Raw genomic sequence first — 13,187 nt, 5'->3', positions numbered from 1 at the left:
TCCCTCACGATTGCCTTTTGCAGGTCACCCTTTGGAATTCCTTTCCGCCGTTCCCAATCCGCGTCCGGTCTCGAGTGCCTTGGCACTGCTGGATTCCCGCCGAACCGAGCCACGCCAAGCGATGCAATCGGGGGGCGTCTGCCGGCCTGCAGAGCCCGATTGGCCGCCCCATCTGACGGGACAGGCACATGCCCCGGTGCGGGTGCTGCTGGTCGACGGCGACGAATTTGCGCGGCGTGTCATTGCCCAGGAGCTGCTGTCGGACATGCGCATCCGGCTCGAAGGCCAGGCCGCCAGCGCCGCCGTCGCGCGGCGGCTGATCGAGTCGCTCGACTTCGACGTGCTGATGATCGATCTGCATCTGCCGATCGGCGCCGGCCTCGGACTGATTCGCGATGCGCGCAGGCGGCACCGCCACTGCGAGATCATCGTGGTCTCGACGGTCGAGGACGATGCGCACGTGCTGCATGCGCTCAAGATCGGCGCCACCGGCTACCTTCTCAAGCGCGGAGGCATGCAGAGCTTTTCGCAGGCGGCGCTCCAGGTGGTCAACGGCGGGGCCGCGATCACGCCGAGCCTGACGCGGCGTCTGCTGCCACGCATGCTCCGGCCCGCGGACCACGCGGTATCGGCCGATCCGGTGCCCGACACCCTGCCCGGCGCGGTGTCCGGCAACGCGCTGCTCACTGCGCGCGAACGCGAGGTGCTTCGCTGCGTTTCGCGCGGTCACGTCTCCAGGGAGATCAGCGAGCAGCTCGGCATCACGCCGCAGACCGTCGATGCGCACGTCAAGAACATCTGCAAGAAGCTGCGCGTGCGCTCGCGCGCGCAAGCGGTGAGCAGCGCCACGCGCATGGGCCAGCTCTAGCCTGCGGCGTCCTGCGCAGCCAGCGCCGGCTTGGCCGGCTCGCGCTGCAGCCGCATCGGCATGGCCGGTGCCGAGCCGTCCTTGCCCACGCCGGCATAGACCGTGAGATGCGGGAACGGGATCTCGATGCCACGCTCGTCGAAGGCCGCCTTGAGGCGGCGCAGGAACTCGCGGCGCACCGTCCACTGCTGCGAAGGCGCCACCTTGAAGCGGCAGCGCAGCACCACGGCACTGTCGTCGAGGCGTTCGATGCCCGCGATCTCCAGGTCGTCGAGGATGCGCGCCGCATGCGCGGGGTCTTTCCGGAAGTCCGCGCCGACCTCGGCCATTACCGCCATCACTTCATCGACGTTCTCGCGGTACGACACGCCGACGTCGACCACGGACTGGGCGAACGAGCGGGACTTGTTGGTGACCGTGGTGATGAGCCCGTTAGGAATGAAGTGCACATTGCCGTCGTAGTCGCGCAGCCGCACATGGCGCAGCGTGACGTCCTCGACCGCGCCGCCGATGCCCGCGATCGTGACCACGTCGCCGGTGCGTATCTGGTCTTCGAACAGCAGGAAGAACCCCGTGAAGTAGTCTTTGACGAGGCTCTGCGCGCCGAAGCCGATCGCGAGGCCGACCACACCCGCCGCGCCGAGGATCGGCGCGATGGACACGCCCAATTCGCCCAGCACGAGCATCACCGCCACCGCGCTGACCACCAGCGCGATCAGGTAGCGCACCACGCGCCCAAGGGTTTCTGCACGGCTCACGCCGTCGGCACCGCCGAGGCGGCTCTGCACGCGAAGGCGCACGAGCCGCACGCCACGCTGCAGCACGACGATCGCGACCCATGCGAGCACGATGATCAGCACGATGCGTTAAGCGGAAAGGGCAGGCCCGCTCCAACGGGCCCAGTCGACGTTCTCGAGGTATGTCATGGCAACATTCATGGCCAATGCGACCGGCATGCCGGCGCGGAGTTCAATGCAAATACAGGGCGGTGCGTCGATCGGCGCTGTCGCCTGCTGCTCGATGGCCGGGGAACCCGGCCGGGATCGCGCACTCCATCAGACCATGCGATGCGAAGGAGGCTACCCCTGGAACGACACCCCACCATGAACGGCGGGCTTCCGCGCGCCGAACCGGCCGCGGGGCCAAAAGCCGACCATCTTACGCCCGCCGACAGGTACAAGGAGCTGTTCATCGCCGTGCAGAGCGGCGGCATCTTCGACGACAGCAAGACCTTCGTCGACTGCGCGCCGCGCCACGACCCCGAGCTGATCCTCGCGCGCTACCGCGCGGCCTGCAGGGACGACGGCTTCGACCTCGCGGGCTTCGTGCATGCGCACTTTCAGCTGCCCGCCGCGCACCGCGACGAATACGAGTCGGTGCCGGGGCAGGCGCTCGGCCGGCACATCGACGGGCTCTGGCCGGTGCTCACGCGGCGCCCGGTCGAGCATCCGAGCGGCGGCTCGGCGCTGCCGCTGCCGCACGACTACGTGGTGCCCGGCGGCCGCTTCCGCGAGCTCTATTACTGGGACTCGTACTTCCAGATGCTCGGCCTGGCCGAAGGCGGGCAGCCGCAGCTGCTGCGCAGCATGACCGACAACTTCGCGTACCTGATCGACACCTACGGCCATGTGCCGAACGGCACGCGCACCTACTACCTGAGCCGCTCGCAGCCCCCCGTCTTTGCATGGATGGCCGAGCTGTGCGAAGCGCACGGGGTGCAGGCGGCCGCCGCCTACCTGCCGCAGATGCTGCGCGAGCATGCGTACTGGATGGCCGGCGAATCGGGCATCGAGGCCGGCCAGGCGGTGCGGCGTCTCGTGCGGCTGCCCGATGGCAGCCTGCTCAACCGCTACTGGGACGACCGCGACACGCCGCGCGAGGAATCGTGGCTCGAGGACATGGGCACCGCCGACGGTGCCGACCGACCTGCCAGCGAGGTCTGGCGTGACCTGCGCGCCGCGGCCGAATCGGGCTGGGACTTCAGCACGCGCTGGCTGCGCGCGCCCGATGCGGCGGCGCCCGAGAGCCTGTTGCTGTCGCAGATCGACACTACCAGCATCCTGCCCGTCGACCTGAATGCCTTTCTCTTCAAGCTCGAACGCACGATCGCACGCCTGAGCCACGATGCCGACGACCCGCAGACGGCGAAGGCGTTCGAGCACCGCGCCGACGCCCGGCGCGACGCGATGGACCGCTTTCTGTGGAACGCGCGCGAAGGCGCCTACTTCGACCACGACTGGCGGCGCGGCCGGCAGCGCAGCTGCCTCACGGCCGCCACCGTGGCGCCGCTCTTCGCGCACGCCTGCAGTGCCCGCCAGGCCCATGCGGTGGCCTCGACCGTGCGCGAGCGCCTGCTGGCACCCGGCGGCCTCGCGACCACCGAGCTGCGCAGCGGCGAGCAGTGGGACCGGCCCAATGGCTGGGCGCCGCTGCAGTGGATGGCCGTGGTCGGGCTGGAGTCTTTCGCCGAGCACGCGCTAGCGCAGGAGATCCGCACGCGCTGGCTGCGCACCGTCTGCACGATCTACCGCCGCGAAGGCAAGCTGGTCGAGAAGTACCGGCTGCGCGAGATGCCTGCCGAGCACGTGGCCGGCGGCGGTGGCGGCGAATACCCGCTGCAGGACGGCTTCGGCTGGACCAACGGCGTGACGCGCATGTGGATCGGGCCCAGTGCCGGTGCGCGGTGGGGCAACGTCGAGCGCTGCGTCTCGCCCTCTGCCGTGGCGTCGCCTCAGGCGCCTGTGCTGCCGCCCGGCTGAAGGTCCAGCCGCAGCGCCGCGGCCTTGCCGTGCGCGAGATCGAGCGCGAAGCGCAGCCCCTCGGCGTCGGCAGTGAAGACGAGCTGCAGCTTTGCCGACATGCTTTCGACGGCCACTCGCGCGCCCTGCCAGGCCGCTGCCGCGTCGCGCGCCGAGACCGAGGCCATCTCGAGCGTCAGCCCCCGGCCGACCGAGGGCGAGCGCAGTCCGATGGCAGGCTGCCCCTCCAGATGCAACTGCACTCCCGGCACGGCAACCAGCCCTTCGCCGAGCCGCAGTTCGCCTGAAAGCGCGGTGCGGCCCAGCAGCAGCCGCGCCTGCTCGGTCAGCCCCTGCCCCGGCCCGACGCGGCCCTGGCGCAGCACCGACTCGGCGAACTCGCGCAGTTGCAGCTTGCCGCGCTCGGAGATCCAGGGCCCCAGCAACGCGCCGCGGTGCTCGAATTCCACGCCTGCCACCGGTGCCGCCGCGAACTGGTAGAGATAGCTGCGGCCGTTGGGCGCATCGACGTACACGCCCATCTTGCTCACGCCCATGCGCGAGTCGGGGCCCACGTGCTCGACCGTCGCATCGTTGAAGTCGATCCGGCCGCCGCGTATCGGCACCGTCACGTCGGCATCGAACAGCAGATGCGCATCGGTGATGCGGCTGCGCAGCGTGCCTTCGGCGTCCGACAACGGGCCGAGCTGCCATGCATCGGCGGCGGCCTGGCCCGCTGCGATGCCGGCTGCCGCCGCAGCAGCGCCGGCTGGCGGCGGCGAGGCTTCGCGCATCTTCTTCTGAAGCTGCGGGGGCATCGCCACCGGCCCCTGGAGCGCCAATCCGGAGAACGCGATGTCGGCCACCTCGACAGCGACCAGGCGTGGCATGCCGCTGTCGAGGCATACCCGGGCCGAGATTTCCTGCATGTCGATGCGATCGATTTCCAGCACGAATGGACCCGACACGAGCCGCAACGCCATCGCCTCGAGCCGCCGGATGCGAAGCTCGATCGTGCCGCCCTCGCCGGGCTGCCAGGTCATGCCCTCGAGCGTGCAGCGGTTGTGGCCGGCCGCACCGGGTTCGCTGCTAGTACCGCCGAATTCCGATTCGAGCAAGAGCCCGATGAGCGAAGCCGCGAGTGAGGAGGTCATGGGTACCTTCTACCAGGGCTTGCGGCGCTGCCAAGTCGGACGCTGTCCGACGAGGTTGCGCGCCGCGTCTTCATTCACGTTCCCCTGCGTCGGCGTTGCGAGCGATCCGCTGCGCCTCCAGGTCGCGCCGTGTCTTGTCCAACTCCTCGGCCAGCATTTTTTCGTCAGGCAGCACGGTCTGGTACTCGGCAGCCAGCACCTTGTTGGGCAAGCCTTCCAGTGCATAACGGGCTTCAGCCGCGCCCTTCTCCGCGCACAGGATCAGACCCACTGGCGGGTTTTCGCCGGGCTTCATCCAATGTTCGCGGGCGTAGTTCAGATACAGGTGCATCTGGCCTGCGTCGGCATAGCCGAACTTGCCGACCTTGAGGTCGATGACAAGCAGGCACTTGAGGCGCCGATGGAAGAACAGCAGATCGATACGGAACCAGCTGTCGTCGATACGCAGGCGTCGCTGGCGGCCGACGAACGCGAAGTCGTCGCCCAGTTCCAGCAGAAAGTCGGCCAGGTGCTGAATCAGCGCTTCTTCGAGATCGGATTCGGAATACTCGTCCTTGAGGTTGAGGAATTCCAGGACGAACGGGTCCTTGATGGCCCGCTCCGGGGTGATGTCGTCATCGGGTCCGGGCTGCTTTCCCTTTGCCAGCATGGCCGCCTTGTCGCTGGACAACGCGATGCGCTCGTAGAACTGGCTGCCGATCTGGCGATTCAACTGAGCGATGCTCCAGCCGCAGCGCAAGGCTTCGGTCTCATAGAACGCACGAGCTTGCACGTTCTTGACCGACAACAGGCGCACATAGGCCGACCAAGGCAGCGGAAAGGCCCGGATCAGCGTCACCAAGTCTGGCAATTGTCCAGAGGTCGTCTGGAGATTTCGATCTGCGCCGGATTCTCCAGACGGTATCTGGAGAATCTGGACCGACAAAGAATCGGCGGAACGCTTCTGCTGACCACGATCCGCGGACCATGCGAGATGAAAGGCCCGCATCTGCCACAGGTTCTGCTTGCTGAAGCCGCGGCCAAAGCGCGCCGAAAGATCCGTCGAGAGGCGTTCGATCAGGGCTTCGCCGTACGTCGCCCTCTCACGCCCACCCTGCTCGAACGCGACGATGCGCTGGCCGACGGCCCAGTAGGCCGCCGTCATCACGGCATTGACGCTGCGCGCAGCAGTGTGTCTGGCAGCCTCTACCACCGCGACGATGTCGGCGTGGGCCGCCGCGTAATCCGAGGACGCGAAGGAGGCTGGCGTTGCGAATCGCTCCCCCTTCACCGTCTCGCGCTTCGGTGGACCGTGGGCGTTTGAATTCGTCGATCGGCGCATGCCTGCGACTTTAGCAAGGCGTTGCAGGGCGCAGCCACCGACGGCTTCGCGGATCGCAGTCAGTCCCGCCGCTTGCCCGCCACCAGCCGCAGCCCCGGCATCAGCTCGGCCGCGAGTTCGGGCCGCTCGAGCGCGTAGTCGAGGTTCATGCGCGCGATCTCCACGTGCTCCTCGCCGAGCGCCTGCGCGCGCGAGCCCTGGCCGCGTTCGATCGCCTGCACCAGCGCATGGTGGGTGCGGTGCGCGATCTTCATCCACTGGTGGCCCTCTTCCATCGACGACTGCATCGGCAGCATCGCGCTCGGCGACGCGAACGGCTGGCGGTCGAGCATCTCCATCACGCGCTGCAGCGCGCTGTTGGCGCAGCCTTCCATGATCAGCGTGTGGAAGCGGTCGTTCATCTGGACGTAGCCGGCGTAGTCGTCCAGCGTCATCACCGGCTTGTTCACCACCCGGTCGCCCTCGGCCAGACATTCGTGCAGTTCACGCAGCAGCTGGCGCGGCGCACCGTCTTCGGCCAGCAGGCGCGCCGCAAAGCCCTCGATGACGCCGCGCACGCGGATCGCGTCGGCGACCTCCTGCGAGGTGAAGCGGCGCATCTGGTAGCCGCCGGTGGGCGACGGCTCGATCAGCCCCTCGTGCTCCAGGCTGGTGAGCGCCAGCCTCACGGGGGTGCGCGAGGCGCCGAGCTTCTCGGCCAGCGGGATCTCGGCCAGCCGTTCGCCGGGCCCGAATTCGCCCTTGAGGATCAGGTCTCGAAGCTGGACCAGTACGCGATTTTGTTGGGAGTCCATCGGTTTCGGCGAAGCGGAGGAGGAGGAGAATTGGTCGCTGTATGCAACATCGAGGCGTAGCTGGCAATGATATCGATCGCGCTTGCCGAATGTGCGCTTTTTCTAAGTACTTACCCTTGATATTTGCAGCCAAGTGCGCGTTAGTTAGGCATCTCAGTTGACTTTCGGCGATTGCCATTCAGACAATGCATTCCATTGCATGCAACACATGTTCCAACCCCGATGGAGCTTCCATGATCAGCGCCGAACAGAACGATTTCATCACCCGGGTCGGCCCCGGCACCCCCGCAGGCAGGCTGCTGCGCCGCTACTGGCAGCCGGTGGCACTGTCCGCGGACCTGGCGGGCCCGCGTCCGGTGCGGCCGGTCCAACTCATGGGCCAGCATTTCGTGCTGTTCCGTGACGAGAACGGCCAGCTCGGCATGCTCGACCGCGACTGCCCGCACCGCGGCGCCGACCTGGCATTCGGCCGGCTCGAGAACGGCGGCATCCGCTGCGCCTTCCACGGCTGGCTGTTCGACCGCCAGGGCCAGTGCCTGGAAACACCGGCCGAACCCGCGGGCAGCAAGCTGTGCAGCCGCATCAAACAGTCGGCCTATCCGGTGGTCGAGCGCGCCGGCACGGTGTTCGCTTACATCGGCGAAGGCGAGCCGCCGGCGTTTCCCGAATTCGACTGCTTCGTGGCACCCGACTCGCACACCTTCGCGTTCATGGGCCTGTTCGAATGCAACTGGCTGCAGGCGCTCGAGGTGGGCATCGACCCCGCGCATGCGTCGTACCTGCACCGCTTCTTCGAGGACGCCGACACTTCCGACAGCTACGGCAAGCAGTTTCGCGGCGCCTCGGCCGACTCCGACATGCCGATCACCAAGGTGCTGCGCGAGTTCGAACGCCCCGAGATCGGCGTCGAGCCGACCGACTACGGCCTGCGCCTCACCGCGCTGCGGCAGCTGTCGGAAGAGGACACGCACGTGCGCGTGACCAACGTCGTCTTCCCGCAGGCCTTCGTGATCCCGATGAGCGCGGAGATGACGATTTCGCAATGGCATGTGCCGGTGGACGACACGCACTGCTACTGGTTCGCGATCTTCACGAGCTTCACAGGCCCGGTCGACAAGGAACAGATGCGCGCGCAGCGGCTCGAGCTCTACGAGCTGCCCGGCTACACCTCGCGCAAGAACAAGCGCAACAACTACGGCTACAGCGTCGACGAGCAGCTGAGCCAGACCTACACCGGCATGGGCGACGACATCAATGTGCACGACCAGTGGGCCGTGGAGTCGCAAGGCCCCATTCAAGACCGCACGCGCGAGCACCTGGGCAGCACCGACAAGGGCATCATCGCGTACCGCCGCATGCTGGTGAAGGCCATCGAAAGCACGCTGGCCGGCGAAGGCGCACCGATGCTCATCGACGCGACGCAGGCTTCGGCTTTCGCGGGTCCGCCCTCGATCGACGGCATCGGCAAGACCGGCGACACCGAGGGCTACTGGCAGAGCGCCGACCGCGAACGGCGCCTCCAGTCGGACTGGGCCTCTGCCCGGCTCGCGCGCTGACCGGACACGGTGCCGCGATGACATCGTTCACCCAACGCCACGGTCTCTTGACCGACGACCAGCAGCGCCAGGCGCGCGAATTGATCGGGCGCATCGACGCCGGCGAGATCGACGTGCTGCGCTTCGCCTGGCCCGACCAGCACGGCCTGCTGCGCGGCAAGACGCTGGTGGCAAGCGAAGCCCGCGACGCACTGTACGAGGGCGTCAACCTCACCTCCACGCTGCTGGCCAAGGACACCTCGCACAAGACGGTGTTCCCGGTGTTCACTGCCGGCGGCGGCTTCGAGATCGAAGGCTTGCAGGGCGGCGCCGACTTCACCATCGTGGCCGACCCGTCGACCTTCAAGATCCTGCCGTGGGCGCCGCGCACCGGCTGGGTGCTCTGCGATGCCTACATGACCGACGGGCGCCCATGCCCCTATGCCACGCGCCAGATCCTGCAGCGCGCGGTGCGCGAGCTCGATGCGCTCGGGCTCGACTTCATCGCCGGGCTCGAGGTGGAGTTCCACGTCTTCAGGCTCGACGATGCGCGCATGGCGCTCGGCGACTCGGGCCAGCCCGGCGAGCCGCCGAAGGTGTCGCTGCTCACGCACGGCCACCAGTACCTGACCGAGCTGCGCTACGACCGCGTCGATGCGGTGATGGAGCTGCTGCGCTCGCAGCTCATGGCGCTCGGGCTGCCGCTGCGCTCGCTCGAGATCGAGTTCGGCCCGAGCCAGTTCGAGCTCACCTTCGGCCCCACCGCCGGTGTGCTGCCAGCCGACACCATGGTGCTGCTGCGCAGCGCGATCAAGCAGATCTGCCAGCGCGCGGGCTACCACGCCACCTTCATGTGCCGCCCGAAGATTCCCAACGTGATGTCGAGCGGCTGGCACCTGCACCAGTCGCTGCGGCGCCAGAGCGACGGCGTGAATGCGTTCATGCCCGAGGCCGAGGGCCAGGACTTGAGCGAGATCGGCCTGCACTACCTCGGCGGCCTGAAGGCGCATGCCTGCGGCGCGGCCGCGCTCGCGAGCCCGACCATCAACGGCTACCGCCGCTACCGCCCGTTCTCGCTCGCGCCCGACCGCGCGATCTGGGCCCGCGACAACCGCGGCGCGATGCTGCGCGTGCTCGGCGGCGTGGGCCAGAAGGCCACGCGCATCGAGAACCGCGTGGGCGAGCCGACCGCCAACCCGTACCTGTACCTCGCCTCGCAGCTGTTCGCGGGGCTGGACGGCATGCAGCGCAAGACCGACCCCGGCCCTTCGGCCGATGCGCCCTACGACACCCCGGCCGAGCCATTGCCGCGCTCGCTGACCGAAGCGCTCGCCTGCCTGCGCGCCGACGAGATGTTCGGCGAACGGATGGGCCGCGGCTTCGTCGACTACCTCTGCCGCATCAAGGAAGCCGAGATCGCGCGTTTCAACCTGGAAGTCAGCGAGTGGGAACACCGCGAGTACTTCGACATGTTCTGAGCAGCCACCCATGCCCACAATCCACTACATCCTCAAGGACGGCAGCACGCGCGAGGTCGACGCAAAGCCGGGCTCCAGCGTCATGGAGAACGCGATTCGCGGCAACGTGCGCGGCATCGATGCCGAGTGCGGCGGCTCGTGCGCCTGCGCGACCTGCCATGTCTATGTCGACGAGGCCTTCGCGGCGCGGCTGCCGCCGCCCGACGACATGGAAAGCGAAATGCTTGAGGTCGTGGCGGCCGAGCGGCGGGCGACGAGCCGTCTCAGCTGCCAGCTCACGGTGACGGCCGAACTCGACGGCCTGACCGTGCGCGTTCCGCAGACGCAAAGCTGAACCGGCGTCCGGCGCCCGGCGCCCGGCGCCGAACCCATGGAACACTCAGTCGACCATTCCCAGCATGCGCGGCAGCCCCGTCGCGATGACCGGAAAGTAGGTGATCAGCAGCAGCACCACCATGAGGGCGCCGAGGTAAGGCAGCACCGAGAGGCTCAGGCGCTCCACCGGCACGCCAGACAGGCGCGAAGACACGAAGAGGTTGACCCCGAGCGGCGGCGTGAGCAGCGCCATCTCGTTGGTGACGACCAGGATGATGCCGAAGTGGATCGGGTCGATGCCCACGAGCATGAGCATGGGCATCAGAACCGGCACCAGGATGATGATGGTCGACAGCGTCTCCATGAACATGCCCAGCAGGATCAACACGCCGATGATCATCAGGAGGATGTGCTGCGGATCGCGCGAAATCGCCATCACCGACTCGGCCAGGCGCTGCGGCACTTCCTCGTAGGTCATGATCTTGCCGAACAGCGTCGACGAGCCGACGATGATCAGCACCGCGCCGCAGAGCATGGTGCCTTCCAGCAGCGCCTTGTACACATGCGCCCAGCGCAGCGCGCGATTGATGACCACCGCCACGAAGAGCGCATAGGCGATCGCCAGCACCGAGGCCTCGACCGTGGTGCACAGGCCCGAATAGATCGAGCCCAGAATGATGAATGGCGTCATCAGCGAGAAAAAGCCCTTGCGGCAGGCGCCCAGAAAGCCGCTCCAGCTGAAGGGCGGCGTGTCGGGGTCGCCGCGGAAGCCATGGCGCCTGGCCAGCGTCCACGCGGTGAACGACATGGCAAAGGCCACCATGAAGCCGGGAATGAAGCCCGCGGCGAACATCGACGTGACCGACACGTTGGCCAGGATCGCGTAGATGATCATCGGATTGCTCGGCGGGATCAGGATGCCGATGGTGCCGCCCGAAGACGACACGGCACCCGCATATTCGCGGCTGTAGCCCTGCCGGATCATCGAAGGAATCAGCAAGGCGCCGACCGCCGCCACCGTGCCCGGCCCCGAGCCGGAGATGGCCGCGAAGAAGGTGCAGGCCAGGATCGTCGTGATGCCGAGCCCGCCGTACATGCGGCCCACGAGGCGCTGGGCCACGTTCACGATCTCGCGCGTGATGTTGCCGTGCTCCATGATGACGCCGGCGATGATGAAGCACGGAATCGCGAGCAGCGGAAAGATGTTGAGGCCGTCGAAGATCGAGTTGTGCAGGATCGACAGCGGCATGCCGCTGCCGAAGACCAGGCCCACCGCCGATGCGATCGTCAGGCTCATGAAGATCGGCATGCCGAGCAGGAACAGGATGCCCAGCGCCAGCAGCACCAACAGGGAAGTCGTCATGAATGGCTTTCTGCGGGAAAAAGGCTCACTCGGCCACTGGGGCGTGATCCGCACGCACCAGCGCGAGCAGGTCGCCACGGCGCCAGCGGCGCACGTAGTCTTCGACGATGCGCCAGCTCATGGCGACGAAGCTGAGCGGGATGATCAGTTCGACCCAGGCCCGTGCGAAGCCGAGCGTGGGCGAAATCTCTGGAAACTCGAGCGCGTCGCGCACCACCTGCCACGACCACCAGGCGAATGCGAGGTTGCACACGACCCAGATCGCATCGCACAGCATGCGAAAGCCCAGCCGCATGCGCGGCGGCATCAGCAGGAACTGCGCGGAGATGCGCACGTGCGCCGCCCGCTTGGCCAGCATGGGTGCCGCCGCGAAGGTCGCCCATACGAAGGTGTAGCGGCTCATCTCCTCGCTCCACGCCAGGCCGTCGCCCGTGATCCAGCGCGTGCCGACCTGCAGCATCAGGCACGCCACCATGGCCGCCAGGCAGGCCACGCTCACCAGTTCCTCGAAGTGCTCGTAGCACCAGCGCAGCGGTCCCGGCGTGGGCTCCGGGCCCCTGGCGAGGTCAGGTGTCGCGGGCGTCACGTTACTTCGAACCCATGATCGCGATGGCCTCGTCGAGCACCGCCTTGCCGCCGACCTTGTCGTGGAACTTCGGCCACACCGACCGTGCCTTCTCCTGCCAGACGCCGCCGTCGCTGAGCGTGTTGACGACCATGCCGCGCTCGATGCACTGCCTCTTGGCCTGCTCTTCCTGCTCCTGCGAATACTTCCAGGCGGCCTTGGCGGCGTCATGCGAGGCCTTGCGCACCAGCGCCTGCGTCGGCGCATCGAGCTTCTTGAACCAGGGCTCGCTGAACAGCATGGGTCCGACCCACAGCATGTAGGGCAGCTCGGTCACGTACTTCTGCACCTCCCAGAACTTGTTGTCGCGGTTGACCGTGTAGGGGTTCTCCTGGCCGTCGACCACGCCCTGCTGCAAGGCGTTGAAGGTTTCGGACCATGCAAGCGGATGCGGCTCCACGCCCCAGCTGCGGAACGCGGCCAATTGCACCTCCACCGGGGGCACGCGGATCTTCAAGCCCTGCAGGTCTTCCATCTTGGTGATCGGGCGCTTCGAGTTGGTGATGTGCCGATAGCCCCCCGCCAACCAGGCCAGCGGCCGCGTCCCGCTCTGCGTGGCGATGGTGTCGTTGATCTTGCTGTTGAAGGCTTCGTTGCCGAACAGCTTGTGCGCGGCATCGACGCTCGGGAACATGTACGGCAGGTAGTAGATGTTGGCCTGCGGCGCGAACGGCGTCAGGTTGCCAACCGCCAGCACGGCCAGCTGGATTTCCTGGCTGCGCAGCTGGCGCACGTTGGCCTGCTCGTCGCCCATGGCACCGCCGTAGAAGGTCTGCACCTTGACCTTGCCGCCCGACTCCTTCTCGACGATCTCCTTGAAACGGTCGATCGCGAAGGTGTGCACGCCGCCGGCGGGGCTGGACGTGGCGGCGCGGATCGTCATGCTCTTGTAGTCGGCGGCGAATGCGCTCGAGGCGAGCGTCGCGCCCGCCACCAGTGCGGCCATCGGCGCGCAGATCCAGTTCTTCTTCAAAGCTCTCATTCCTGTCTCCTGAG

General features: G+C 67.3%; 12 protein-coding genes. 5 read left to right on the top strand and 7 right to left on the bottom strand.

Going from position 1 to position 13,187, the window contains the following annotated elements; translation table 11 throughout:
- The first annotated feature begins 121 nt into the window (after nucleotides 1-121).
- Nucleotides 122-868 (top strand): LuxR C-terminal-related transcriptional regulator, encoded by a 747-nt coding sequence (locus AC3A6G_RS15115; protein ID WP_487860094.1) that lies wholly within the window; start codon nucleotides 122-124, stop codon nucleotides 866-868.
- On the opposite strand, the gene AC3A6G_RS15110 is transcribed toward AC3A6G_RS15115, so the two are convergent.
- Entirely contained in the window at nucleotides 865-1,728 is an 864-nt protein-coding gene (locus tag AC3A6G_RS15110; RefSeq protein ID WP_487873934.1) for a mechanosensitive ion channel family protein, read from the bottom strand. The genes AC3A6G_RS15115 and AC3A6G_RS15110 overlap by 4 nt on opposite strands.
- A 243-nt stretch (nucleotides 1,729-1,971) precedes the next feature.
- On the opposite strand from AC3A6G_RS15110, the gene treF reads away from it, so the two are divergent.
- The gene (gene treF / locus AC3A6G_RS15105; protein WP_487860096.1) at nucleotides 1,972-3,627 is read left to right on the top strand and encodes an alpha,alpha-trehalase TreF; all 1,656 of its coding nucleotides are present in this window, start codon (nucleotides 1,972-1,974) and stop codon (nucleotides 3,625-3,627) included.
- On the opposite strand, the gene AC3A6G_RS15100 is transcribed toward treF, so the two are convergent.
- The 3 genes from AC3A6G_RS15100 to AC3A6G_RS15090 all read right to left on the bottom strand — a co-directional run bounded on the left by AC3A6G_RS15100 (nucleotide 3,600) and on the right by AC3A6G_RS15090 (nucleotide 6,875).
- Nucleotides 3,600-4,760, bottom strand: coding sequence for a hypothetical protein (locus tag AC3A6G_RS15100; protein WP_487860097.1), 1,161 nt, complete (start codon nucleotides 4,758-4,760; stop codon nucleotides 3,600-3,602). The genes treF and AC3A6G_RS15100 overlap by 28 nt on opposite strands.
- Nucleotides 4,761-4,830: 70 nt before the next feature.
- On the bottom strand, nucleotides 4,831-6,081 hold the full coding sequence (locus AC3A6G_RS15095) for a PDDEXK nuclease domain-containing protein (protein WP_487860098.1): 1,251 nt from the start codon (nucleotides 6,079-6,081) through the stop codon (nucleotides 4,831-4,833).
- Between the two features lie 59 nt (nucleotides 6,082-6,140).
- Complete coding sequence (locus AC3A6G_RS15090; protein ID WP_487860099.1) at nucleotides 6,141-6,875, bottom strand: GntR family transcriptional regulator; 735 nt, start codon at nucleotides 6,873-6,875, stop codon at nucleotides 6,141-6,143.
- A 233-nt stretch (nucleotides 6,876-7,108) separates the two neighbouring features.
- Here AC3A6G_RS15090 and AC3A6G_RS15085 point away from each other — a divergent pair, with 233 nt between their 5' ends.
- The 3 genes from AC3A6G_RS15085 to AC3A6G_RS15075 are packed head-to-tail and all read left to right on the top strand — an operon-like array spanning nucleotide 7,109 to nucleotide 10,222.
- The gene (locus tag AC3A6G_RS15085; protein ID WP_487860100.1) at nucleotides 7,109-8,431 is read left to right on the top strand and encodes an aromatic ring-hydroxylating dioxygenase subunit alpha; all 1,323 of its coding nucleotides are present in this window, start codon (nucleotides 7,109-7,111) and stop codon (nucleotides 8,429-8,431) included.
- Nucleotides 8,432-8,448: 17 nt separating this feature from the next.
- A complete protein-coding gene (locus AC3A6G_RS15080; protein ID WP_487860101.1) occupies nucleotides 8,449-9,888 on the top strand; it encodes a glutamine synthetase family protein in 1,440 nt (479 codons plus the stop codon).
- Between the two features lie 10 nt (nucleotides 9,889-9,898).
- Entirely contained in the window at nucleotides 9,899-10,222 is a 324-nt protein-coding gene (locus tag AC3A6G_RS15075; RefSeq protein ID WP_487860102.1) for a 2Fe-2S iron-sulfur cluster-binding protein, read from the top strand.
- Between the two features lie 45 nt (nucleotides 10,223-10,267).
- Here the strand turns inward: AC3A6G_RS15075 and AC3A6G_RS15070 are convergent, their stop codons facing one another.
- The 3 genes from AC3A6G_RS15070 to AC3A6G_RS15060 are packed head-to-tail and all read right to left on the bottom strand — an operon-like array spanning nucleotide 10,268 to nucleotide 13,173.
- The gene (locus AC3A6G_RS15070; RefSeq protein WP_487860103.1) at nucleotides 10,268-11,566 is read right to left on the bottom strand and encodes a TRAP transporter large permease; all 1,299 of its coding nucleotides are present in this window, start codon (nucleotides 11,564-11,566) and stop codon (nucleotides 10,268-10,270) included.
- A gap of 25 nt (nucleotides 11,567-11,591) precedes the next feature.
- Complete coding sequence (locus AC3A6G_RS15065; protein WP_487860104.1) at nucleotides 11,592-12,152, bottom strand: TRAP transporter small permease; 561 nt, start codon at nucleotides 12,150-12,152, stop codon at nucleotides 11,592-11,594.
- Between the two features lies 1 nt (nucleotide 12,153).
- The gene (locus AC3A6G_RS15060; RefSeq protein WP_487860105.1) at nucleotides 12,154-13,173 is read right to left on the bottom strand and encodes a TRAP transporter substrate-binding protein; all 1,020 of its coding nucleotides are present in this window, start codon (nucleotides 13,171-13,173) and stop codon (nucleotides 12,154-12,156) included.
- Nucleotides 13,174-13,187: the final 14 nt, after the last annotated feature.

The organism is Variovorax sp. Soil_C_26 (genome assembly GCF_057657075.1).
The sequence above is the reverse complement of the archived record's forward strand: the minus strand, read 5'-3'. Positions and strand labels throughout refer to the sequence as shown.

Excerpts from the sequence above, each read along its gene's own strand:
- AC3A6G_RS15100 (WP_487860097.1), bottom strand. The coding sequence starts at position 4,760 with ATGACCTCCTCACTCGCGGCTTCGCTCATCGGGCTCTTGCTCGAATCG.
- AC3A6G_RS15090 (WP_487860099.1), bottom strand. The coding sequence starts at position 6,875 with ATGGACTCCCAACAAAATCGCGTACTGGTCCAGCTTCGAGACCTGATC.
- treF (WP_487860096.1), top strand. The coding sequence starts at position 1,972 with ATGAACGGCGGGCTTCCGCGCGCCGAACCGGCCGCGGGGCCAAAAGCC.
- AC3A6G_RS15115 (WP_487860094.1), top strand. The coding sequence starts at position 122 with ATGCAATCGGGGGGCGTCTGCCGGCCTGCAGAGCCCGATTGGCCGCCC.
- AC3A6G_RS15095 (WP_487860098.1), bottom strand. The coding sequence starts at position 6,081 with ATGCGCCGATCGACGAATTCAAACGCCCACGGTCCACCGAAGCGCGAG.
- AC3A6G_RS15070 (WP_487860103.1), bottom strand. The coding sequence starts at position 11,566 with ATGACGACTTCCCTGTTGGTGCTGCTGGCGCTGGGCATCCTGTTCCTG.
- AC3A6G_RS15080 (WP_487860101.1), top strand. The coding sequence starts at position 8,449 with ATGACATCGTTCACCCAACGCCACGGTCTCTTGACCGACGACCAGCAG.
- AC3A6G_RS15085 (WP_487860100.1), top strand. The coding sequence starts at position 7,109 with ATGATCAGCGCCGAACAGAACGATTTCATCACCCGGGTCGGCCCCGGC.
- AC3A6G_RS15075 (WP_487860102.1), top strand. The coding sequence starts at position 9,899 with ATGCCCACAATCCACTACATCCTCAAGGACGGCAGCACGCGCGAGGTC.
- AC3A6G_RS15060 (WP_487860105.1), bottom strand. The coding sequence starts at position 13,173 with ATGAGAGCTTTGAAGAAGAACTGGATCTGCGCGCCGATGGCCGCACTG.